Origin of the sequence: Leisingera caerulea DSM 24564 (assembly GCF_000473325.1) — a bacterium.
GTDB classification, from domain to species: domain Bacteria; phylum Pseudomonadota; class Alphaproteobacteria; order Rhodobacterales; family Rhodobacteraceae; genus Leisingera; species Leisingera caerulea.
Genome location: NZ_AXBI01000019.1, coordinates 1 through 23,502, shown reverse-complemented (window position 1 = coordinate 23,502; position 23,502 = coordinate 1). Strand labels below are relative to the sequence as shown.

At 64.5% G+C, this 23,502-nt stretch carries 19 protein-coding genes; 9 read left to right on the top strand and 10 right to left on the bottom strand.

The annotated features are described in order from the left end of the window. Positions 1-60: 60 nt before the first annotated feature. The 3 genes from CAER_RS0102285 to CAER_RS0102275 all read left to right on the top strand — a co-directional run bounded on the left by CAER_RS0102285 (position 61) and on the right by CAER_RS0102275 (position 4,273). A complete protein-coding gene (locus CAER_RS0102285) occupies positions 61-984 on the top strand; it encodes a LysR family transcriptional regulator (RefSeq protein WP_027233886.1) in 924 nt (307 codons plus the stop codon). 276 nt (positions 985-1,260) lie between these two features. Beyond that, positions 1,261-2,952 carry a thiamine pyrophosphate-binding protein gene (locus CAER_RS0102280; RefSeq protein WP_027233885.1) on the top strand — a complete coding sequence of 564 codons (1,692 nt, stop codon included), beginning with the start codon at positions 1,261-1,263 and terminating at the stop codon, positions 2,950-2,952. 205 nt (positions 2,953-3,157) lie between these two features. After that, complete coding sequence (locus tag CAER_RS0102275) at positions 3,158-4,273, top strand: cystathionine gamma-lyase (RefSeq protein ID WP_027233884.1); 1,116 nt, start codon at positions 3,158-3,160, stop codon at positions 4,271-4,273. Between the two features lie 52 nt (positions 4,274-4,325). On the opposite strand, the gene CAER_RS0102270 is transcribed toward CAER_RS0102275, so the two are convergent. Continuing rightward, the gene (locus CAER_RS0102270) at positions 4,326-5,216 is read right to left on the bottom strand and encodes a LysR substrate-binding domain-containing protein (RefSeq protein ID WP_027233883.1); all 891 of its coding nucleotides are present in this window, start codon (positions 5,214-5,216) and stop codon (positions 4,326-4,328) included. A gap of 105 nt (positions 5,217-5,321) precedes the next feature. On the opposite strand from CAER_RS0102270, the gene CAER_RS0102265 reads away from it, so the two are divergent. Together CAER_RS0102265 and CAER_RS0102260 are read left to right on the top strand one after the other, a co-directional pair. Further along, entirely contained in the window at positions 5,322-6,980 is a 1,659-nt protein-coding gene (locus tag CAER_RS0102265; protein ID WP_027233882.1) for a GMC family oxidoreductase, read from the top strand. Between the two features lie 13 nt (positions 6,981-6,993). Then, on the top strand, positions 6,994-8,202 hold the full coding sequence (locus CAER_RS0102260) for a mandelate racemase/muconate lactonizing enzyme family protein (RefSeq protein ID WP_027233881.1): 1,209 nt from the start codon (positions 6,994-6,996) through the stop codon (positions 8,200-8,202). A gap of 15 nt (positions 8,203-8,217) precedes the next feature. Here the strand turns inward: CAER_RS0102260 and CAER_RS0102255 are convergent, their stop codons facing one another. From CAER_RS0102255 to CAER_RS0102225, 7 genes are all read right to left on the bottom strand, one after another. After that, the gene (locus tag CAER_RS0102255; RefSeq protein WP_027233880.1) at positions 8,218-9,789 is read right to left on the bottom strand and encodes a trimethylamine methyltransferase family protein; all 1,572 of its coding nucleotides are present in this window, start codon (positions 9,787-9,789) and stop codon (positions 8,218-8,220) included. Positions 9,790-9,860: 71 nt separating this feature from the next. Beyond that, positions 9,861-11,060 (bottom strand): aromatic ring-hydroxylating oxygenase subunit alpha, encoded by a 1,200-nt coding sequence (locus CAER_RS0102250; RefSeq protein ID WP_027233879.1) that lies wholly within the window; start codon positions 11,058-11,060, stop codon positions 9,861-9,863. After that, positions 11,060-13,135 carry an oxidoreductase gene (locus CAER_RS0102245; protein ID WP_084299353.1) on the bottom strand — a complete coding sequence of 692 codons (2,076 nt, stop codon included), beginning with the start codon at positions 13,133-13,135 and terminating at the stop codon, positions 11,060-11,062. The genes CAER_RS0102250 and CAER_RS0102245 overlap by 1 nt, the downstream gene beginning before the upstream one ends. Positions 13,136-13,206: 71 nt before the next feature. Next, positions 13,207-14,277: an extracellular solute-binding protein gene (locus CAER_RS0102240; RefSeq protein WP_027233877.1), complete on the bottom strand. Its 1,071-nt coding sequence runs from the start codon at positions 14,275-14,277 to the stop codon at positions 13,207-13,209. 19 nt (positions 14,278-14,296) lie between these two features. Continuing rightward, positions 14,297-15,397: an ABC transporter ATP-binding protein gene (locus tag CAER_RS27240; protein ID WP_051357650.1), complete on the bottom strand. Its 1,101-nt coding sequence runs from the start codon at positions 15,395-15,397 to the stop codon at positions 14,297-14,299. A gap of 14 nt (positions 15,398-15,411) precedes the next feature. Continuing rightward, the gene (locus CAER_RS0102230) at positions 15,412-16,215 is read right to left on the bottom strand and encodes an ABC transporter permease (protein WP_084299361.1); all 804 of its coding nucleotides are present in this window, start codon (positions 16,213-16,215) and stop codon (positions 15,412-15,414) included. A gap of 44 nt (positions 16,216-16,259) precedes the next feature. Beyond that, complete coding sequence (locus CAER_RS0102225) at positions 16,260-17,123, bottom strand: ABC transporter permease (RefSeq protein WP_027233875.1); 864 nt, start codon at positions 17,121-17,123, stop codon at positions 16,260-16,262. Between the two features lie 249 nt (positions 17,124-17,372). Here CAER_RS0102225 and CAER_RS0102220 point away from each other — a divergent pair, with 249 nt between their 5' ends. Beyond that, on the top strand, positions 17,373-18,014 hold the full coding sequence (locus CAER_RS0102220; protein ID WP_027233874.1) for a TetR family transcriptional regulator C-terminal domain-containing protein: 642 nt from the start codon (positions 17,373-17,375) through the stop codon (positions 18,012-18,014). Between the two features lie 42 nt (positions 18,015-18,056). Here CAER_RS0102220 and CAER_RS0102215 read toward each other — a convergent pair whose 3' ends face one another. Beyond that, positions 18,057-19,142, bottom strand: a complete 1,086-nt coding sequence (locus CAER_RS0102215) for an extracellular solute-binding protein (protein ID WP_027233873.1) — start codon at positions 19,140-19,142, stop codon at positions 18,057-18,059. 24 nt (positions 19,143-19,166) lie between these two features. Then, positions 19,167-20,138: an agmatinase gene (gene speB, locus CAER_RS0102210; protein WP_027233872.1), complete on the bottom strand. Its 972-nt coding sequence runs from the start codon at positions 20,136-20,138 to the stop codon at positions 19,167-19,169. A gap of 95 nt (positions 20,139-20,233) precedes the next feature. On the opposite strand from speB, the gene CAER_RS0102205 reads away from it, so the two are divergent. The 3 genes from CAER_RS0102205 to CAER_RS0102195 all read left to right on the top strand — a co-directional run. Then, positions 20,234-21,031, top strand: a complete 798-nt coding sequence (locus CAER_RS0102205; protein WP_027233871.1) for a helix-turn-helix transcriptional regulator — start codon at positions 20,234-20,236, stop codon at positions 21,029-21,031. 309 nt (positions 21,032-21,340) lie between these two features. Beyond that, the gene (locus CAER_RS0102200) at positions 21,341-22,114 is read left to right on the top strand and encodes an inositol monophosphatase family protein (RefSeq protein ID WP_027233870.1); all 774 of its coding nucleotides are present in this window, start codon (positions 21,341-21,343) and stop codon (positions 22,112-22,114) included. A 3-nt stretch (positions 22,115-22,117) separates the two neighbouring features. After that, positions 22,118-23,502 (top strand): Na/Pi cotransporter family protein (locus CAER_RS0102195; protein WP_036796801.1); only part of this gene is annotated, 1,385 nt, incomplete at its 3' end.

Here is a 23,502-nt window from a genome sequence, read left to right as displayed (position 1 = left end):
TAAAATTATACTGTATGTATAGATCAAATTTATGATAGCTTTGCGCCAGGGATCCGGAACATGAACTCACATCAGCTTGCGGTCTTTCATGAGGTCATGAAAACCGGGTCGGTCAGCCAGGCGGCGCGCAACCTGCACCGCACCCAGCCAGCGGTCAGCGCTGCCATCAAGACACTGGAGGAGGAGCTGGGCCTGACCCTGTTCCTGCGCGAAGGCCGCCGCCTGGTGCCGGTGCCCGAAGCGCAGTATCTGATGGAGGAGGCGACCGAAATCCTGTCGCGGCTGGAAACCGCGCAGCAGAACCTGGCCAATATGCGCGACCGGGTGCAGGGTTCGATCCGTATCGTGGCGATGCCGGGGCCGTCGACCTATCTGCTGCCGGAATTCATCAGCCGGTTCGTGGCCGGCAAGCCCGAGGTGCGGGTGACGCTGGCCACCCGGTCTTCGCCGCAGGTGCGCAGCCTGGTTGCGGCCAACAGTTTCGACATCGGCTTCTGCGACATGACCCGGTTCCGCGGCGACCGCAAGCTGTACGCGGCGGAGGAGTTGCCCAGCAACTGCCTGTGCGCCGTGCCGGCCAGCCACCCCCTGGCAGAACGCGAGGCGGTCACGGCGGCCGATCTGAACGGTGTGCCGATGGGGGCCTTACAGCCGGATCACAACACCTATCAGGCCACCTCGCAGGCGTTTCTGGCCGCCGGCGCCGAGTTCAACCTGCGCTACGATGCGCAGTATTTCCTGCCGCTGTTCCACTTCATCGCCGCGGGCCAGGCCTGTGCTGTGGTCGATGTGCTCAGCGCCGAAAGCTACCGCCGCAGCAACGCGGGCGAGGCGCGGATCCGGTTCCTGCCGTTTGAGCCGCAAATTTCTTTTGGCTATTCGATCCTGACCCCTAGCGAGCGCCCCCTGTCGCAGCTGGCCGCCAGTTTCGCCAAAGCCTGGCGGGAGTATGTGACGGAAATCCTGGCGGAAGCTGCCGGGTAACCGGATTCTGGGAAAATCCGGAGCCCCGCACCAGCTGCGCCCGCGGCGTTTTCTGCCGGCCCGCGCCCGCCCGCTTTACCATCCGGGGAGTGCCTCCGGCACAGCCCCTGTAGCGCCCCAGTGCTCCGGCGGGGCGGGCGCTTGGTGCATTAATCCGGCCGTTTTTGAGTTGCCTCTATTTTGGTCTTCACATCTATCTACATAACTGTATACAGTTTGGAGTACGAATCCCGGGCCGCGCCCCGGGCGGGTTTTACGACGAGTCAGGGAGCACCCATGATGAACACGCTAAACGGCGCCGAGGCGATGGTGCGCTCCTTGGAGGCGCATGGGGTCACCCATATCTTTGGCCTTTGCGGCGACACCACGCTGCCTTTCTATGATGCGATGAACCGGCTGGACCATGGCATCACCCACGTCCTTAGCCGAGATGAGCGCAGCGCGGCCTATATGGCCGACGGCTTCTCCCGCGTGACTGGGCGGGTGGGGGTCTGCGAGGGGCCATCCGGAGGTGGTGCCACCTATATTCTGCCGGGGCTGATCGAGGCCAACGAAAGCTCTTATGCGGTGCTGGCGATCACGACGGACATTCCGGTCGGCTCCTACGGGAAGTACCCGCTGACCGAGGTGGATCAGGAAACCCTGATGGGGCCGCTGACCAAGTTCAATACGGTGATCAAGCGCGCCGGCCACATTCCGCGGATGGTGCGCCAGGCGTTCCGGGCGATGACCACCGGCCGCTCCGGCGCGGCCCATCTGGGGCTGCCTTATGACATCCAGTACGATGATGTTTCCGCCGACGACATCTGGGGCGATCCCAAGCACCAAAGCTACCCCGCCTACCGCGCCGCGCCGGAGCCGGGCGCAGCGGAGGATGCGGCGGAGGCCATCCTGTCCGCAAAGTCGCCGCTGATCGTCTGCGGCGGCGGGGTGGTGATATCCGGTGCGATGGAGGAGCTGGGCAGGCTCGCCTCCCGCCTTGACATAGCCGTCGGTACCTCGATCTCCGGAAAAGGGTCACTGGCCGACACCCACCCGCAGTCGCTGGGTGTGGTCGGCTCCAACGGCGGCACCGATGAGACCTGGGAGATGATGGAAGCCGCTGATCTGGTGGTCTTTATGGGCTGCCGGGCGGGGTCCACCACGACGTCGCGCTGGGAGGCGCCGAAGCCCGGCCAGCGGATCGTGCATTTCGACAACGACCCGATGGTGATCGGGGCGAACTACCCGGCGGAGGTAGGTGTGGCCGCCGATCTGAAACTGGCTCTGCAGGCGGTGAATGCGTACCTGGACGGGCGTGGGGGTGATTTGCCGTCCTTCGGCGCTGCCGCCAAAATCGCCGATATCAAGCAGCGCAAGTTCGCCAAGTTCGAGGCGCTGGCGGCCAGCAAGACCGGTCAGGTCCTGCCGGAGCAGATCATCCATGCGTTGAACCGGAACCTGCCGGAGGACTCCATCGTGGTCTCCGATCCCGGCACCAGCTGCCCCTATTACAACGCATATTCGCATCAGAAACACCCGGGCCGCCGGTACATCACCAACCGCGCGCATGGGGCGCTGGGGTATGCGCTGTCGGCCTCGCTTGGTGCCTGGTTCGGCCGGCCCGGGGCCAAGGTCGTTGGGATGATGGGCGACGGCTCCTTTAGCTTCACCTGCGGCGAACTGGAGACCGTGGTGCGCTGCAACGCGCCGATCACCTATGTGGTGTTCTCCAATGCCAATTTCGGCTGGATCAAGGCGAGCCAGCGCGACAATTTCGAAAAGCGCTACTACAACGTGGACTTCAACCGCACGGACCACGCGGCGGTGGCCGAGGCGTTTGGCGTCAAGGCATGGCGGGTGGAGAAGCCGGAGGACCTGGACCAGGCGATCAAGGAAGCCTTTGCGCATGACGGCCCGACCCTGATCGACGTGGTTTGCCAGGCGCTGGAAGAGGCCGCCGCGCCGGTGCGCCGCTGGATGGGGTAAACACTCGCAACAACCTGCCGCCCGGCAGCACCGCCGGACGGCGCCCGTCCACCCCCATGGGCGGGCGCTTCGCTTCCGCCCGCGGACGGGCGCTGCCCTCTGTTTCAGGTTTCGAATTTCCCCAGTCCTGCTGCTCCCGATTTTCTTTTCCGTGCTGGCCGGTTATCACTCCGGGGACACCACCCTCAGGAAAGGCGCCCGCACCATGGACAAACCCACCGCCCCCAAACCCGGAGCCATGCTGCATCTGCGCGGCAACACGCTGTCCGAGGGCGACCCTGTGGCGCTGCCGCTGACTCACAGCTCGATGTACCACGTGCCGGGCGATTGGAACGGCGGCCCCAGCTATGGCCGCGCCGACAACGCAACCTGGGAGCATCTGGAGCACGTGCTGGGGTATCTGGAAGATGCACCGGTGCTGGCCTTCCCCTCTGGCATGGCGGCCATAACGGCGTCGCTGTTTGCCACGGTCAAGGCCGGGTCACGGATCCTGATCCCGTCCGACGGTTATTATGTGACCCGCCGTCTTAGCGAGCGCTTTCTGCAGAACCTTGGCGTGGAGGTTGAGCAGCGCCCCACCGCCAGCTTTGCCGAGGGCGGATTTGAAGGCTTTGATGTAGTTTTTGCGGAGACCCCGTCGAATCCCGGTCTGGACCTCTGCGACCTGCGCGCGGTCTCGGACGCGGTTCATGCGGCAGGCGGGCTGCTGATCGTTGACAACACCACCATGACCCCGCTGGGCCAGCGCCCGCTGGAGCTCGGCGCGGATGTGGTTGTCGCCTCCGACACCAAGGCACCGGGCGGCCATTCCGACGTGCTGATGGGGCATTTGGCGACGCGCAGCGAGGATGTGCTGCAGGCGGCGCGGGACTGGCGGATGATCGGCGGCGGCATCCCCGGCCCGCAGGAGGCCTGGCTGGCGCATCGCGGTCTGGAGACGCTGGAAGTGCGTTTCGACCGGATGTGCAACACCGCGGAGGTGCTGGCGGAGCGGCTGGCCGCGCATCCGCTGGTGCAAAAGATCCGGTTTCCGGGGCTGAAATCCGATCCCTCGCATGAACTGGCCAAGCAGCAGATGGCACGGTTCGGCTTCCTGATCTCGATTACTCTGGACAGTGCAGGGCAGGCCGATGCCTTCATCAACAATTGCCCGCTGATCCGGGCGGCGACCTCCTTTGGCGGCGTGCATACCTCGGCCGAGCGCCGCGCCCGTTGGGGCGATGCCGTGGCGCCGGGCTTCGTGCGGATTTCCGTCGGCACCGAACCGGCGGAGGAGTTGTGGAGCGCGATGGCAGCTTCGCTGGACGCGCTGCAGACCTAGGGCCGCCAGAGGTCCCGCCGCTGTCCCTGCAGGGACAGGCAGGGAATCCGCATCAGATCAGCGCCTGATAGAGTGAGGTGAGCCAGCCGGCCACCGCCTTCACCTCCTCCCGCTGGCCCGCACGGTCGTTGATCACCATGTAGTGCGAGCGGCGTTTCGGCAGTTTGAACGCGGTGGGGGCGATGACCAGCCCCTGCTCAATGTATTGCCGGGCAAAGCTTTCCAGCACCATCGTCACCCCATGGCCCGCCGCCACTGTTTGCAAGGCGAGCAGAGAGGAATCGGCCTTGAGCCAGTCGGTGGTCACTTGCAGCGTCAGCCCGTGCAGGTCGGCCAGGCGGCCCCAGTCGGTTTCGGAGCCGATGATCTGCACGACATCGGCGCGTGCCAGGTCCTCAATGGCGGGGCTCCCGCCAAGGGCCTTGGCATAGACGGGGCTGCAGACCGGAATGGCGTTTTCGTGGCCCAGGTGCAGGATCTGCGCCTCCTGCCAGTCGCCGGAGCCATAGCGGATGTCGATGTCCAGCGCCTCCTCGTCGAACCGGCTGGCCCAGACCGTGGTGGACAGCTGTACGAAGATGTCGGGGTGGTCGGCCTGAAACCGGGCCAGCTGCGGCGCGATCACAAGGGCAGCGCAGGAGATCGTTGCCCGCAGCCGCACCACACGCTTGCGTTTCTTGCTGAACAGGCCGGTGGTGGCGCGCTGCATATCGTCAAAGGATTTGCGGATCGGCTGGGCGTAGGCCTGACCGGTGTCTGTCAGGGCAACGCCGCGGGGCAGGCGCCGGAACAGCCGGGTGTCCAGGTGTTTCTCCAGCAGCCGGATCTGCTGGCTGACAGCGGCAGGGGTCAGGCCCAGCTCCTCTGCCGCGGCGGAGAAGCTGTTGAGCCGTGCGGAGGCCTCGAAGGCTTTGAGCCAGGTGACATGGGGCAGATCGGTCATGGCTTAGCTATAAGCACAGTTTAGCCTTAGGGGCAAAACACATTGTTTGATTTGCACCTAAGGCGCCGTGCAAGGTCGCGGGAGATCGAAGGACTCGGGCTGGCCATGGCGCAAACATTTGATTTCATTATCGTTGGGGCCGGATCGGCAGGCTGTGTGCTGGCGGACAAGCTGACGGCAAACGGCCGTTATAAGGTACTGCTGATCGAGGCCGGGGGCACGGACCGGAGGTTTTGGATCAAGGTTCCGGTCGGCTATGGCTTCACTTTCTCCAACCCGGCTGTGAACTGGCGCTATTCGGCGGCGGCGGACCCGGGGCTGAACGGGCGCGAGGGCTATTGGCCGCGGGGCAAGGTGCTGGGCGGATCAAGTTCGATCAACGCGATGGCCTATGTGCGTGGGCTGCCGCGTGATTTCGACGATTGGGAGGCCGCAGGCGCCACCGGCTGGGGCTGGGAGACTGTGCGCCGCGGCTATGAGGCGCTGGAGAGCAATGACGAATGGCAGCAGGGCCGCCGCCGGTTGCGCGGCACCGGACCGGTGCGCGTCACCGACCTGAGCGAGCGCATGCATCCCTTTACCCGCAACTTCCTGGCCGCGGGGCAGGAAATGGGCTGGCCGGTCCTGCCGGACATGAATGGCCCTGCTGATACCGGAGCCAATACGCTGCCCAGCGAGGGCATGGGGTATGTCCGCAGCACGGTGAAGGGCGGGCGGCGCTGGTCCTCGGCGGATGCGTTCCTGCGGCCCGCGATGCGGCGCGGCAACCTGACCGTGGTGAGCGGCGCGCTGGTGGAGAAAGTGCTGACCGCGGGCGGGCGTGCCACCGGGGTGGCGTACCGGGTGAAGGGGCAGACGCAGCTGGCCACGGCAGCGCGGGAGGTGATCCTGAGCGCGGGCGCGGTGAACTCTCCGCAGCTGCTGCAGCTGTCGGGGATCGGGCCGGCGGCGCTGCTGCAGCGGCATGGGATCGCGGTGAAACACGATTTGCCGCAGGTCGGCCTGGGGTTGCAGGATCATCTGGCGGTGTCGCATTTCTTCTGGGCCAATACCGCGACACTGAACGACAGGCTGGGCAGTTTCGCCGGGCAGATGAAGGCGGGGTTGCAATATGTGCTGGCCCGCAAGGGGCCGCTGAGCGTTCCGGTCAACCAGTGCAGCGGTTTCGTCCGCACCCAAGGTGCAGCGCTGCCGGACGTGCAGGTCTATTGCAATCCGGCCTCTTATTCGACGCGTCCCTCGGGCAAGCCGCAGATTGACCGGGACAATGGTTTCCTGCTGTGCGTGCAGCCGGGCCGGCCCACCAGCCGGGGGCAGATCGCCATCCAATCCGCCGACCCGGCGCAGCCGCCGCGGATCGAGCCGAACTCGCTGGCGACAGATGAAGACAAGGCTACTGCCGTGCGCGCCAGCCGCTTGCTGCAGGCACTGGCAGCGGTCCCCGCCATCAAGCGCGTCACGCGGGAGCGGCGGGCGCCGGACATTCTGGAGATGGACGACGCGGCGCTGCTGGAGAACTTCCGCAACCGCGCGGGCAGCGTGTTCCATGCCTCCTGCACCTGCCGGATGGGCCGTGAAGCCAGCGACTCCGTGCTGGATGCGCGGCTGCGGGTGCACGGCATGGCGGGCCTGCGGGTGATTGACGCCTCAGCATTTCCGAACATTACCTCCGGCAACACCAATGCGCCGACCATGATGCTGGCGGCCCGGGCCGCGGATTTGGTGCTTGAAGACAATAAAAACAGGCCCTTGGCGGCTGAATGACAGGGAATACCGGATGAAACTCGACAGCATCGAAACCTTTGTGTTCGGCAATCCGCCACCGCGCCACGGCGGGCGCTATTTCATCTTTGTGCGCCTCACCACCGCTTGCGGCATCACCGGAGTGGGGGAGATTTACAACGCGACCTTCGGCCCCGATCTGTGCTGTGCCATGGCTCAAGAGATGTTTGCCCGCCAGTTTGCGGGCTGTGACCCGCATCATATCGAGAAGCTGTGGCGGAAATCCTACGGTGCCGGTTACACGCTGCGGCCCGATGTGACGGTGATGGGGGTGCTGAGCGGTCTGGAAATGGCCTGCTGGGACATCATCGGCAAGGCGGCGGGCAAGCCGGTTTACGAGCTGATGGGCGGCCAGGTGCATGAGCGGCTGCGCAGCTACACCTATCTGTATCCGCCGGAAGGCGATGTGTATCCGGACCCGGACACGCCCAACGTCTACAACGACCCGGACATGGCGGCAGAGGTGGCGCTGCAACGGGTGGAACAGGGATTTACCGCGGTGAAATTCGACCCCGCCGGGCCGTATACGATCTATGACGGCCATCAGCCGCGGCTGGAGGACCTGGAGCGCAGCGAGATGTTCGTGAAGCGCATCCGCGAGGCTGTCGGAACCCGCGCAGACCTGTTGTTCGGCACCCATGGGCAGTTCACCGTTTCAGGCGCCAAAAGGATGGCGCGGCGGTTGGAACCCTATGAGCCCTTGTGGTTCGAGGAACCCACCACGCCCGAGAACCCCGCCGATATGGCTGAAGTGGCGCGGTTTACGTCGGTGCCGATCTCAACCGGTGAGCGGCTTTGCACCAAGCATGAATTCGCGCGGGTGCTGGAGGCCGGGGCGGCCTCGATCCTGCAGATGGACCTGGGGCGGGTCGGCGGCCTGCTGGAGGCCAAGAAGATCGCATCCATGGCCGAGACACGGCAGGCGCAGATCGCGCCGCATCTTTATTGCGGGCCGGTGGTGGCGGCGGCGAACATCCAGATCTCCGCCTGCAGCCCGAATTTCCTGATCCTCGAAAGCATCGGCACCTTCCAAGGCCCCTACATGTCCTGCCTGAAATCCAAGATCACTTGGGAAGACGGCTATGTGATCCCGTCCAGGGAACCGGGTCTGGGGGTGGAGCTGGATGATGAAGCCATCGCCGCCAGCCCCTATACCGGCAGCGAGCTGCATCTGGAGCTGGCGCAGGAACCAGTGGTTCAGTAAGCGGGAGCCCCGGCTTTACTTGCCGGGGCGCATGGCCTCCGGCGGCAGCTTGACCGGGAACTTGGCGCGGACCTCGGCGTCGAGCTTGCTGCCGAAGTAGTTCGGGAAATGCTCGCCCAGGATCCGGTCCGAAACCTCGCGGGCGCGGTCGAACATGGTTTGCTTGCCCGCCTTTTCCCAAGTGTCCGTCAATTCGCGGTCCATCAGGTCGGGGTAGACATATTCCGTCTCCATATACTGCAGCGTCTGGGTGTTGCCGAGAAAATGGCCGGGGCCGGTGGCACAGTCGTGGATCACATCGACCGAGAGGGTCTCGTCGCTGACCTCGATCCCGCGCAGGGTGCGGGAGATCATGCCCGCGGCCTCGTTGTCGATCACCATCGACTCGAACGAGCATCCCATCAGCGAGCCGACCATGCCGCCGAACTCGCACAGACGGTTGGCGCCGGCATGGGCGGCAAGGCTGAATGTCAGCGCCTTTTCCAACCCGTACTGGGCATCGGGTATCTTGGAATCGGTCATGCCGCAGCCGACAGAATTGGGCAGGTTGTAGAAATTGCCCATCTGGATCGCGGCAGCGCCGATCAGCGCCTGCTCGCCCGATCCGCCGGTGAAGGAGCCGGTGCGCAGATCGGTGATGAAGGGCCAGGCGGCAAATACAACCGGCGTGCCGGGGTTGATCAGGTTGACGATGGCCACGCAGGAAAGCGTCTCAGCCACCGCCTGCGCCAGCGTGCCGGCCAGCGGCGCAGGGGAGGTCGCACCGGCCTGCGGCGGCACCGCCAGGTCGCAGGTCAGGCCCAGCTTAGCGGTGTCGATCATGATCTCCAGGTTTTCGCGCCCCAGCCGCAGCGGCGACACGATCGGACAGCCGCCGAATATCACCGAGGGTTTTTGCAGGAACTTGCCCTCACCGCCCGACGCAATATCAAACATCTCAATCGCCGGCTTGATATGAGACCGGTCGCGAAAGGTGAGGCAGGATGGCTTCTCGCTGCCTGCCAGGATGGAATAGAGCATCGACATGTCATGCTCGAAATCCTGCGGCACGTCGGTGCCCAGCACGGTGTCGCCTGTCATATGGATGTTGTCGAGCCGGTCCACCAGCCGGGTGAAGTCATAGACGTCGCGGATGGTGGAGGGGCGGTAGCTGCGGCTGGCGGCGTCAAAGGTCGTCACCGCGGTGCCGGAGTTGGCGTAATAGACCTTGTCCTTGGTGCAGTGCATGTCGTCCTTGCCCGCACGGCTGCCGCGGGCGTGAACGTAAAACTCATTGGCCGCGCCGGCCAGCAGGTCCTCCATCAGCGCGCGCGGGAAACAAAGACGGCCATGCACGCTGAGGGTGGCGCCCTTGGGCAGCACCAGGTCCAGCAGTTCCTCTGTCGGGTCGCCGATGCCGGTGCGTTCCAGAATGGTCAGCGCGGCGTGGTGGATCTTTTGCATGTCCGCATCCGACAGCGGCCGGTAACGGCCGCCGGAGAGGCCGGGCCAGATCGCCTGGCTGGCGGAGGCTTGCGTGCGGGCCGCGGCGCGGGCATCGCGGCCGCCGCTGCGGCGGCGGGGCCGGGTCTTGGTGACGTCAACCATATAGCGGTCTCCGGGTTAGGGCAGGGCGGGCCACGGGGGCGGCCTGCAGTAAAGAATTGGACCGCGGCGGGTCAGAGCATCCTGAAATAGCTGCGGTAGAAGCCCGGCAGGCTCCATTCCATCTCGGACAGCGGGCCGGGCGCAAAACGGTGCGAATTCACGCCTTCCTGATTGTGGCGGATGATGCGTTCATCATCGAGCGAGGTGACATGCCACAGCCATGTGAGGGCTTCCTTATCATAGTCGCGCCCTTCTTCGGCATCGCCGCGCACGTACCAGGCAATCTGGATGTCGGTCTCCTGCAAACCGCGCGGGACAAAGCGGTAGCCCACCAGATGGTCGGCATAGATCAGGAAGTAATTCAGTGTGCCAACGGCCAGATCGGTGGCGCCGCCGTCATGGCCGGTGAGCTGACCCAACGGCGGTGCCAGCGGCCCGCCGTCCCTGCTGCCGGTCTGGTAGCCGGGAAACAGCGGGTAGCGGCGCCAGTAGACGTCGGCGCCGGGTGCCTGTGCGTTGGGACCGGTCAGGTCCAGCTCCTCCACCGGCAGGCCGATGGCAGCGGAGCGCTCGCGCAGGGCCGCGCCGTATTTCTCCACATCCGCCGGGTCCTTGAGCGAATGGCTGCGGGAAAACTCCTGATGCGACGGCGCACAGTGGTAGCACTCCAAGTAGTTTTCCAGCGCCAGCTTCCAGTTTGCGGGCACCGGGTAGGAGGCCTCATGCGCCAGTTTCAGGTTCTCCAGGCTCATCGGTGCCGACAGCGGCGCGAGGCGGTCCAGGCTTTCGGCCAGCGGCGGCGGGTTTTCATCGGCGCAGATGAAGATCAGCCCCTGAAAGATCTGCACCTGCACAGGGAACAGCCCGTAGTCGGCGGGGTCGAAATCCGGCCCCATGGCGCGGCCCCCGCGCAACCGTCCGTCGAGGCCGAATGTCCAGGCGTGGTAGGGGCAGGAGAACACCCGCGCGGTGCCTTTTTTTTCCAGACAGACGCGGGAGCCGCGGTGGCGGCAGACGTTCAGATGCGCGCGGACGTCTCCGTCGCGGTCGCGCACCACGATCACCGATTCCGGGCCGTAATCGAACAGGAAATAGTCTCCGGGTTCCGCGATCTGGCTGACGTGGCCCACCCAGATCCAGTTGCGGTTCCAGAACATCTTGATGTCGTGGTCGTAAACCGCTTGGGAGGTATAGAAATGCCGCTCCAGCGCAAAGCCCTCGCGGTGGCTCTCCATCAGCTCGCGCATCACTTGCAGGTCGTCTTTGGGCATCAGCTGCCTCCCATACCGTTCAGAGAGATCAATTCGCGGCGGAACCAGTCCGCATCGGCCGCCGCCGGGTCGCGTTCGAAATTGCGCGCCGCCATGTGGCCGGCATAGACCGCATCGGCAATCAGCCCGGGGGATGCGGCATCGCCGATCAGCTCCAGCGTGGTGAAGCGGTGCGCGTGGTTTGCCTTCAGCTCTTCATAAAGGGCCGCGTCGCGCTGGCGGGCGGTCACCATCAGCAGGCTGGCGCAGGGGACCGCGCGCGGACGGCCGGTGTAGGCGCAGCCCAGGGTGGCGCCACCCGCACCGGCTGATTGCAGCAGATGCAGCGGGATGATCTCCACCCCGGCCTCGATCAGGCTGGTCTGCACCCGCGCCTGTTCCAGCGTCAGCTCAGTAAAGGCTGAGACCACGGCGCCAGGGGTGGCCAGGATCACCTGGCGGCCGGCCGCGGCCAGATGGTGCGCTATGACCCCCGCGATGTAGGCTTGGTCGTCGTCATAGATCAGCACCGGACCGTCGGCTGGGGGCAGTTCGCCCGCCATGATGTCGTCCGGAGTGAAGACCGGCAGGCCCTCAACCGGCAGCGGCGCGTGGCTGGAGCGGCCGCTGCCGTCGCGCAGCCAGCGGCTGCCGGTGGCAGCAAAGACATTGGGGATCTCCAAATCGGCGACCTCGGCCGCGGTTATCGGGCTGTCGGTGAACATCTGCACATTGGCGCGCTGCTGCAGCTGCCACAGCCGGTTGTCGGCCACCCGTTTCCAGGCGGCCAGCCCGGACAGGCGGGATTCGCGCAGGGCGCGGCCGCCGAATTCCGGCGCGGCCTCGGCGAGGGTCACGTCATAGCCGCGGTTTGACAACTGCAGCGCGCATTCCAGGCCCGCCGGACCGGAGCCGATCACCAAAGCATTGGTTTCATTGCGCTTTGGGGCGATTTTCTCGGGGTGCCAGCCGCGGCGCCATTCCTCGCCCATGGTAGGATTCTGTGTGCAGCGGATCGGCACGCCTAAATTGTCAGCTGACACACAGATGTTGCAGCCGATGCATTCACGGATCTCTTCGATGCGGCCTTCCTCGATTTTCTTCGGCAGGAACGGGTCGGCGATGGAGGGGCGGGCGGCGCCGATCAGGTCCAGCACGCCCTTGCTGACCAGCGAGGTCATCAGGTCCGGCGAGGTGAAGCGGCCGACACCGACCACCGGCTTGTTGGTCACCTGTTTGACGAAATCGACGTAAGGAATCTGAAAGCCGTCCTGCGGCTGGAAGCGGGTGGTCTGGCTGTCATTGCTCCAATCGGCGACGTTGACGTCCCAGAGATCGGGAAGCTCGGCCAGCATCTCAACCACGGCGCGGCCTTCCTCCTGCGCCTGCATTCCGTCCGCGCCCTTCATCTGGTCGACTGCAATCCGGAGGGCGACGGCGCACTGGCCGTCCAGTTCCTCGCGGGTTTCCTCCAAGAGCTCGCGGGTCAAGCGGACGCGGTTTTCCAAAGAGCCGCCGTACTCATCGCTGCGGCCATTGAATTGCGGCAGCAGGAAGTGATGCGCCAGGGTCATCTGATGGCCGGCATAGATATAGACGATGTCGAACCCGGCCTCCTTGGCGCGGCGGGCGGCGGCGCGGTGCCAGCGGCGCAGGTTGCGGATGTCCTCCTTGTCCATGGCGCGGGCCTGTTTGGGAAAGACCGTGTCAATCGGCCCGTCGCAGGGTCCCAGCACCGGCGCGCGGGTCAGGTGGTTGGTGGCGTGGTGGCCGTTGTGGGCCAGCTGGATTGCCGCCAGCGCGCCGTGCTGGTGCACCTTCTCGGTCATCAACCGCAGGGCGGGAATGTCGTGCTCATCCCACAGCCGGTTTTCGGCATACGGCCCCAGGTCAGAGGTCGGGTGGATCTCGGTCTCCTGGGTGGAAACCACGGCCCAGCCGCCTTCGGCCTTCATGCCGCGCATGGCGGCCTCGGCCTGCGGGCGCACATGCCCCATGCCGTTGCAATGGGGCACCTGGTAAAACCGGTTCCGCGCGGTGACAGGACCGATCTTCACCGGTTCAAACAGAATGGAATACCCATTTGCGCCTGGCATATTGGCACATCCTTTTATTCTAAGATTGTCGGTAGGGGTGGCGGCGGGCCGCGGGGCCCGCCGCGTCAGGATCAGAAGCCGGCCTTGATGCGTTCGAATTCCTTCAGCATCCGGCCTTCAAGCTCAGGCGTGACCGCGTCGAAGAACAGGCTGTTTTCAAAGAAGCTGTCCACATCGGCAAAGCCATAGGTCTTGATCAGTTCCTGATCTGCGGATTTGAAGGCCTCGGCGTTGGAATGGGCATAGCCCCAGTTCTCGATGATGTATTTGCCGCTGTCCTCGGCGCTCAGCGCGTTCAGCATGTCATAGACCTGCTCGTCACTCTGGGTCGAGGAGTTCAGATGCACATAGCCGCAGACCCAGGTGGCAATGCCCTTGTCCACGTCGCGCATCATCTTGGCCGGCGTTTCGTTCCAGATCAGGTTCAGCTCCGACTGGTTCCAGCCCCAGCCCAGCAGCACCTCACCGCTGGCAATCGCCTGGTCCAGCTGGCCCGCGTCGGACCAGTAAAACCGCACGTTGGGATGAATCCGGCGCAGGAAATCCGACGCCTTCTGGAATTCTTCGTCCGACATATCGGTATAGCTGGAGGCACCGGTGGCCAGCGCTGCCATCGCATAGGCCGAGGAGGCAGCGTCGGGGATGGCGATCTTGCCCTGATAGGCGGGGTCGGCCAGCAATTGCAGCGAGACGTCCTCTTCGGCGATCTGGTCGGTGCGGTAGATCAGCCCGGTGTTGCCCCACTCAAACGGAACCATGTAGGTCTGGCCGTCGATGGTGACGCCGTCGACATCCTTGATCTGCGGCAAAAGCTTGTCCCAGTTGTCGATCCTGGAGGTGTCGATCGGCTTGATCAGATCCGCGGCCACCCATTTGCGCAACGCATCGGTGCAAGGATGGGCGAGATCGGCGGCAAAGCCCGATTGCAGCTTGGTAAAGGCCTCCTCGACACTGCCGAAGTAAGTGTAGCTGGGCGCACCGCCGTATTTCTCGACGTAGCCGCCGTAAAACCCCTGGTCCTCGTAGCCGGACCAGTCGAAGACCGACAGGCTGCCGGCCTCAGCCTGGGCGATGCCGGTCGGGACGGTCAAGGCTGTGGCGGCGGCCAGCGCCCCCGTCAGTCCCAAAGCAAAATGTTTCATTGTTTTCCTCCCTTTATTCTCATGCTTCCCGCGCGCCGAGGTCGATGACCGAGGCGTTCTGCACCCCCAGCCAGACACGGTCGCCGCGCTTGTGATCCACCGTGTGGAAGTAGTTGGGAACGGCCACGGAGATCGGCTCCTCCACCCCGTCGGCGCGCACGTAGTAGTGGACGCTCTCGCCGTAGAAGGCGATGTCGCTGACGCTGCCTTGCAGGCAGGCGTCATAGCCCGGCGGCTGAGTGGCGCTGATTTCCAGCTGTTCGGGGCGGATGCCCGCCAGCAGGTCGGGGCTGCGGGCCAGTGCGTTGGGGTTCACCTCGATCGTAAGCGGGCCAAAACCCTGCAGGTCGACATTCACTGACTGGCCATTGTCCGCGGTCAGCCGCGCATCCAGGAAATTCATGCCGCCGATGAAGGACGCGACCCGGCGGTTGCAGGGGCGGGAGTACAGCACTTCGGGGCGGTCGACCTGCTCCAGCTTGCCGGCGAACATCACGCCGATGCGGTCGGACATGGTCATCGCCTCATACTGGTCGTGGGTGACCATCACGAAAGTTATGCCCAGCTTCTGCTGCAGCCGGCGCATTTCCAGCTGCATCGCCTCGCGCAGGTTTTTGTCCAGAGCTGACAAAGGCTCATCCAGCAAGAGCACCTTGGGCCGCATCACCAGCGCGCGGGCCAGGGCCACCCGCTGGCGCTGGCCGCCCGACAGCTCATCCGCTTTGCGCGATTGCAGCCCGCCCAGCTCGACCATCTCCAGCGCTTCGGCAACACGCTCCTTTACCTCAGCCTTGCCCAGGTTCAGCTTGCGCAGGCCAAAGGCCACGTTGTCGCCGACGTTCAGGTGCGGGAAGATCGCATAGGACTGGAACACCATGTTGGTGGGGCGCTTGTTGGCCGGAATATGCGCCATTTCCTGACCCGCGATGCGGATGGTGCCCGCGTCATGGTCCTGAAAACCCGCAATCATCCGCAGAGCTGTTGTCTTGCCGCAGCCGGACGGGCCGAGAAGGGAGAAGAACTCGCCTTCTTTCAGCTCCAGGTTCAGGTCGCGCACCGCCACAAAGGTGCCAAAGCGTTTTTCCACCCCGGAGATTTCGATGATGTTCTGACTTGTCATCTGCGGGTCCTTCCTCAGGCGGATTTGGTGGAACGGCGGCGGAAGTATTCGGCGGTCAGCAGCAGGAGCACCGAGGCGAGCAACAGGAGCGAGCCAAGCGCCAGTGTGTTCGGCAGCTTGGCCGGGAAACGGATCTGGCTCCAGATATAGACCGGCAGGGTGGGCTGGTTGCCGGACAGGAAGAAGGCCAGAACGAATTCGTCGAAGGACACGGTGAATGTGACCAGCAGGCTGGCAACGATCCCCGGCGCCACAATCGGCAGGGTCACCCGGCGGAAGGTGCCGATGACGGTTTCACCAAGGTCAAAAGCGGCTTCCTCCAGCGATTGGTCGAAGTCGTCAAAGGCGGATTTCATGATCGAGACCGCAAAGGGCAGGGCGACAAACACATGACCCAGGATCACCGTTGTGAGCGACGGCTTCAACCCCAGAGAGATGAACAAAACCAGCATTGAAGACGCCACAATGATGCCGGGAATGACCAAGGGCAGCATCACCAGCCCCTCCGACACTTCGCGCCCCTTGAACCGGTACCGCACATAGGCGCGGGCGGCGAACAGCCCCAGCGAGGTGGCCACCAGCGCGGTCACCGCGCCGACGATCAGCGAGTTGGCCATCGCTTGCAGCAGCGTGTCCTGCGCGCCCAGCTGGGCGTACCATTTGAGGGTAAAGCCCTTCATCGGAAAGGCGACGATGGTGCCGTCATTGAAAGAAAACAGCGGCAGCAGCAGCACCGGCAGATACAGGAAGATCAGGTAGCCAATGGCATAGGCCAGGAGCCAGGGAAAGCGGACTGGTTTGCGCAGCGGTTTGCTCAACGGCGCGGTGAGGGGTTTGTTCAGCGGATCGCTCACCGGAGTGCTCAACGGATCCTCCTCCCCAAAGCGGTGGCCAGGATGACGAACAGAACCGCAACAAAGCCGACCGAAGCCATGGCGACCAGCGACAGGGTTGCCCCCAGCGGCCAGTTGTTGGCCGGGCCGAACTGCACCTGGATGAGGTTCGCCACCATTTTGCCTTGCGAGCCCCCGACCAGTGACGGGGTTACATAGTCGCCCACGGTTGGGATGAATATGATCAGGCTGGCCGCGATAATGCCCGGCACCGTGAGGGGCAGGGTGACACGGATGAACCGCTCCAGCTTGGAGCAGCCGAGATCGGTCGCCGCTTCCAGCAGCGAGCGGTCGATTTTCTGCAGCGAGACATAGATCGGCAGGATCGCAAAGGGCGCCCAGGCGTGTGCCAGGGTCAGCACCACGGCGAATTCGTTATACAGAAGGAAGGTCAGCGGCTCTTTGATCAGCCCCAATGAGATCAGTGCCGAATTCATTACCCCGTTAAACCCCAGGATCAGCTTCCAGCTGAACACCCGCAGCAGGTAGCTGGACCAGAACGGGATGGTGATCAGCAAAAGCCACAGGGTTTTCTTGCGGGTGCGGAAAGCGATGAAATAGGCAATCGGGTAGGCCAGCGCCACGGTGGCCGCGGTGACCGCCCCGGCGATCAGGATGGACCGCAGCATCAGATGGCGCACCAGCGGGTCAGTGGCAGCCTCCAGGTAGTTGGCCCAGGTCAGCGTCCTGTCGATCTCGACATAAGTCTGGGTCCAGAAGCTGTAGGCCACCAGGATTCCAAGCGGCGCCGCCACCAGCAGCCCCACATAAAGCGATGCCGGAGCGCTGAGCGCCAGGCCTTTGCCAGCCTCGGTTCTGAGAAATCCGGCCATGAGACTCCGTTGCTTGCTTGATCTGCGGGCGTGGCGCTGTCACCTTAAATGGACAATCGTCCATCAAAATCTGCGGCCCGGCGGGGCGTTCTGTCAACAGGTTTCTTTAAAAAATGTACAAGCGTCCATTTTGCTTGGAGAATTTCCCGCAATATGGCTAGATGGGCAAATCACCACAGCTTGCCGCAGCAGGCAGACCCGCGTAACAGCAGGGTTATTCTGCGCAAGTGCTTGGATAAATGGGGCCGGATGACCGGAAAAAGGGAACAGAACCGCGAACAGAACCGCCATGCGCTGATTGAGGCAGTGCTGGATTCGGTGGCGGAAAAGGGGATCTCGGAAACCTCCGTCAGCGAGATCATCCAGCGCGCGGGCCTGTCGCGCGGCATGATCCACCTGCATTTCGGCGGCAAGGACAACCTGGTTCAGGCGGCGGCGCACCACTCGTCGGAGGAATATTACGACGGGCTGGAGGCGCTGCTTCAAACCGCAGGCGACAGCCCGCAGGAACGGATCGAGATGATCGTGCGCGGCGACCTCAGCGAGCGCGTGCTGAACCGCCGCAATGTCAGCATCTGGTACGCCTTCCGCGGCGAGTCCAGGAACCGCAAGGCCATCGCCGAGCATTCGGACACCCGCGACGGGCGGCTGCGGGGCATGGTCCACAACGCCTTTTCCCGGATCGTGCGGGAGGCGGCCACCCCGGACGCTCCGGCGGCAGCGCGGGATGCAACCCATGGCACGCTGGCGCTGCTGGAAGGGATGTGGACCGACTTTCTGCTGCATCCCGACCGGTTCGACAGGGAGGAAGCGGCGCGGATCATCTTCCGTTTTCTGGCAGCGATGTTCCCCGCACACTTTTCGCTGCAAGGTGCCATCGTCGCGAAATAGCACCCGCAAGGGGCGCAGGGGCCGGCGGCAGGCCCCTGTGTTTCAGATCCCCGACTTCACCTTGGTCCAGGCGCGGGTGCGCTGGCGCAGCGCCTTGGCGCCCAGGCTTTTGTCCGGGAACAGGCGGGCAAGGGTGGCCGCGTCCGGGTAGATGCCTGGATCGGACAGGATCTCTGGCAAAACATGCGGGTCCGCTGCCGCATTTGCATTGGCAAAGAAAACAGTGTTGGAGACCTCGGCAATCACCTCGGGCCGCAGCATGTAGTCGATGAACTCATAGGCCTCTGCCTTGTTGGCGGCATCTTCCGGAATCGCCATCAGGTCGATCCACATCAGGGTGCCTTCCTTGGGAATGGAATAGAAAATCTCCACACCCTTTCCGGCTTCCGCCGCCCGCGCCTGGGCGATGCCCGCGTCGCCGGAATACATCACCGCCAGGCAGAGGTTCCCGGCCGGCAGATCGGTGGACGGCTTCTGATTGCTGAAATAGCGGATGCTCTGAGCTGCCCCCGCCAGCAGGTCCTGTGCCTGGGTGATGTCCGCCTGGTCCTGCGAATAGGGGTCTGCGCCGAGGAAGTTCAGGGTGACCGACAGCATTTCGACCGGCGAGTCCAGCATCCCGATGCCGCAGTCCTTCAGCTTGGCGGCATACTGCGGATTGAACAGCAATTCCCAGCTGTCGACGGGCAAATCCCCCAGCCGCTGCGACACCAGCGCCGGGTTGTAGGCGATGCCGATGGTGCCCCAGGTATAGGGAACGCCCAGCTTCCGCCCGCCCGGCACCTTGTCGAGCGAGGCCAGGATTTCCGGGCGCAGGTTGCCATAGTTTTCCAGCCGCGACGTGTCGATCGGATGCAGCGCCCCGGCCTGCAGCTGGCGTTCGGCGTTGGAGGCCGCTGGGAAGACCACATCATAGCCAGAGCCGCTTGCCAGCAACTTGGTCTCCAGCACCTCATTGCTGTCGAAATAGTCCAGCGTGACTCTGGTGCCGGTCGCAGTCTCGTAGCCGGAGACGGTGGTTTCGCCGAAGTAATCCGCCCAGTTGTAAATGGCGAGCTCCCCGGCGGTTGCCGGCACTGCCAGAACAGTAGCCAGCGCGGTTGCGGAAATGGTTTGAAAATTGACCATGTGTTCCTCCCTGTTGTGTGCGCCTCAGCGCTGGCCGGAGGCCCCGGCGGCGTAAAGGCAGAGCAGATCGTTGGCGATGGTGGCCGCCGCGATGGCGGTGATTTCGGAAATGTCATAGGCCGGGGCGACCTCAACCACGTCCATACCAATCACATCGGTGCCGGTCAGCCCGCGGATGATCTCCTGCGCCTGGTAGGGGCTGAGGCCGCCGATCACCGGGGTGCCGGTGCCGGGGGCGGAGGCGGGCTCCAGCGCGTCGATGTCAAAAGTGACATAGGTTTTGTGATCGCCGACGATGCAACGGATCTTCTCTGCCACCGCCTCCGGCCCTGTCTTCTGCACCTCGATTGCGTCAATAATGTTCATGCCCATCGGATCGGGGTTGTGAGTGCGGATGCCGACCTGGACTGAGCGTGCCGGATCCACCAGCCCCTCGCGGATCGCGTGCCACAGCATGGTGCCGTGGTCGATGCGGCCTTCCTCGTCCGCCCAGGTGTCGGAATGGGCGTCGAACTGGATCAGGCTAAGGGGGCCGTGCTTTTCCGCATGCGCCTTCAGCAGCGGATAGGTGATGAAGTGGTCGCCGCCGATGGACAACAGCGCGGTGTCCGTCGCCAGCACATCCCGCGCCGCCTGGGCGATCTGCCCCGGCACTTTGTGCGGGTAGCCGTAATCGAACTCGCAATCGCCGTAGTCGACCACCCGGAGCGCTTCATAAGGGTCGGCTTGCCAGGGCCATGGCGCCGACCAGGCGATATGGCTGGACCCCGAGCGCACTGCGCGCGGGCCCAGCCGGGTGCCGGAGCGGCTGGAGACCGACAGGTCGAACGGCACGCCCATCACCGCCACATCCGCACCGCTCAGGTCGCGGGTATAGCGGCGGCGCATAAAGCTGAGCGCGCCGGCATAGCTGGCCTCGGCAATGACCCCGCGGTCGCTCTCGCGGGTAAAGGCCAGGTCGCCCTGCACGGGATTCACACTGGAAGTATCGGTCATCTGGGGCTCCGTAGGGTTGGAAAACGCTTGGCCCCAGTTTGAAATCCGTGCTTATGCCGGTAAACTGAGCAATGGATATATAACTTTCGGTATAGATGAGCACAGGAACCGCATTCTCTCCGCTGCCTGCCCTTTGGGCCGAAGCCATGGCGGCCCTGGCCGGTACGGTTGCTACCGAGCGTTTCCCCGGTGCGCTGCGGCAGATCCTTGGCCAATGCTGCAGCTTCGATTCGATGATCGTCTCGCGGTATGACGGCGCGCTGCCGCCGGTCTCGCTGTATCAGGATCTGGATGAGCTGCAGGCGGCGATCACGGTGGAGTTCTACGCCAGCGGCCCCTACCTGCTGGACCCGCTGTATCAAGCCTGCCGCAATGGCTGCGCACCCGGCGCCTACCGGCTGATGGACTTGGCGCCAGAGGCCTTTTACCGCTCGGAATACTACCGCGCCTTCTATCGCAAGATAAACATCAGCGACGAAATCGGCGTGCTGGTGCAAGACGGGGCAGAGCGCTGGTTCATCGTCTCGCTGGCCCGCTTTGCCCGCCAGCAGCGGTTCGAGGCTGCGGACACGGATCGGCTGAACGCTGTGTTCGAGGTGATCTCCGCCTCGGTCCGGCGGCAGTGGGGGCAGGCGGAAACCGCGGCGCAAGGGGTCCAGCAGCAAGGCTGGGAGGACCGGATGCTCACCTTTGGCGCCGGCGTGCTCAGCCCGCGCGAGCGGGAGGTGGTGCAGCTGATCCTGCAAGGGCACTCGACACCATCAGCCGCGGCATATCTGGGCATTGCCGAGGGCACGGTGAAAGTGCACCGGCACCATGCCTATTCCAAGCTGGGGATCTCCTCGCAAGCTGAACTGTTTTCCATGGCCACCCGGCATCTGGCGGCGGGGTAGGCCCGTTTGCGGTTTTTACCCCCTCGAACCGGTCAGAGGTTCACGCCGCCGGGTGAAAACCTGTGCGAGTTAGCGAAACCATTGCCCTTCATTCGGTCATTTCCCAACTTTTTTGTTGACCAAGCCCACAGTTTCGCGAAATCTATCCGGCAAGCGTGGATCTGCGGCGCCCGTTTCGGGGCTGCCGCGGTCCGGCACAGAAACAACCCGGGGACCGGCGCCGCCCCCGGTGCAAGTGCCGCAGCAGACAGGCCAGCCCTCCGCCGCGCGGCTGTCGGGGCAGAACACACAGGGAGGGCGCCTGAACCAATGCCGATGACACAGGATCACGCCGATCACGCCCTGCGGATCGTTGAAATGGCCTCCGAAACCGCCCGCAGTTTTTTCCGCGGCCGGCTGGGTGTTGAGTTCAAGGAGGATGAAAGCCCGGTCACTCAGGCCGACAGGGCCATCGAGGCGCAGGTGCGCGCCTATTTGCAGCAGCACTTCCCCGATCACGGAATTCTTGGCGAAGAGCATGGGTTCGATGGCGGGGACCGCGAGGATGTGTGGATCATCGACCCGATCGACGGCACCCGCTCCTTTCTGTCCGGCCATCCGCTGTTCGGCTTTCTGCTCGGGTATCTGCAAGCGGGCGTGCCGCAACTCGGGGTGATCGGGATGCCCGCGCTGGCTGAGACCTTTCTGGGCCTGCCGGGACAGGGGGCCTGGCTGAACGGGGCGCAGATCCGGGTGTCGGGCCAGACCCGGCTGGACCGGGCGGTCCTCTACGTCAACGAAGGCGACAAGATTCACAGCGGCCACCCGCAGCTGTTTTCGCGGCTGATGCGGTCCGGCCAGACCCGCCGCTTTGCCTATGACTGCTACCCGCACGCCTTGCTGGCGGCAGGCCATGTGGATGCGGTGATTGATTTCGGCCTGCAGCCCTATGATTACCTGCCGGTTTCGGCAGTGGTCAGCGCCGCCGGCGGGGTCATCACCGATTGGGACGGTGCGCCGCTGGGACTGGAGTCTGACGGCCGGGTGATTTCGGCGGCCACACCAGAGCTGCACCGCAGCATGCTGGCACTGATCACGGGGTAAAGGATGGCGATACTGACATTTCTGATCAGCCTCGCGGGCGCGACGATGCTGCTGCTTTATGCGGTGCGGATGGTGCGCACCGGCATTGAGCGCAGCTATGGCGCCTCGTTCCAGCGGCTGCTGACCGGGCGGCAGAGCCATCTGCAGGCGGGCCTGATGGGGCTGATCCTCGCCATCGTGCTGCAAAGCTCGGCCGCGGTGGCGCTGCTCACATCCGGCTTCGCCGCCAGCGGCTATCTCGCCTTTCCAACCGGGCTGGCGATCGTGCTGGGCGGCGATCTCGGCTCGGCGCTGATCATCCAGATCCTGTCGTTCAAGCTCGACTGGCTGGTGCCGGTGCTGCTGGCGGCGGGCGGCTACCTGTTTGTGAAGACCGAGGCCAAAAAGGCGCGGCAGCTGGGGCGGATCCTGATGGGAGTCGCCTTCATATTGATATCGCTCAGGTTTCTGCGCGAGGCGATGGATCCGATCCGCGGCAGCGCCTTCCTGCCCGCCATCGCGGGCTACCTCGCGCGCGACTATGTCACCGCCTTTCTGGCGGGCGGCGCGCTGGCCTTTGTGATGCATTCCTCCGTCGCGGCGATCCTGATGTGCGTCACCCTGGTGCAGATCGGCGCCCTTCCCTTTGCCGCCGGGCTGTCGCTGGTTCTGGGGGCGAATTTCGGCTCCGCCTTCATTCCGGTCTGGCTCAGCCGCGGCATGGACCTGCGGGCGCGGCGCATTCCCTATGCCAACCTGGCCCTGCGCGGCACCTGGGCGGTGCTGTGCCTGTTCGGCGCCAATCTGGCGCTGCGGGTGGGCTGGCTCGGCGATCCGCAGGGCGGCCAGATGCTGGTCAGCGCGCATCTCGCCTTCAACGCCGCGCTTTTGCTGCTGGCGCTGCCGCTCTGCACCCCGCTTGGCGGTGTCTTCGCGCGGCTGTTCCCGGACCCGGCGGCGCCCAGGGCGCAGCCGCCGGGGCGGCCGGTCAGCGCGCTGGAGCAGGGCAGCTACGGCTCGCCCGCGCAGGCCGTGGCCAACCTCAAGCGCGAGCTGCTGCGGATGGCCGACCAGGTGGGCGCCATGTTCCGCCCGGTGCTGGAGCTGTACGAGGGCGGCAGCAAGGAGCAGATCCGCGCGGTGCAGCAGATGGACGAAGAGGTCAACGCCTGCCTGTCGGGCATCCGCCAGTATGTGGCGGCGGTTCCGGAGGAGGCGTTCAGCGAGGAGCAGCTGAAGACCGCCCGCAGCCTGATGGAATACGCCATCCGGCTGGAGACCGCGGGCGATGTGGTGGCCCGCCGCCTGACGGTGCTGGCCGGCGAGATGCGCAAGAAGGAGCTGCGGTTTTCCCGCGACGGCTGGCTGGAGATCACCCGCATGCATGAGGCGATCCTGGCCAATATGCA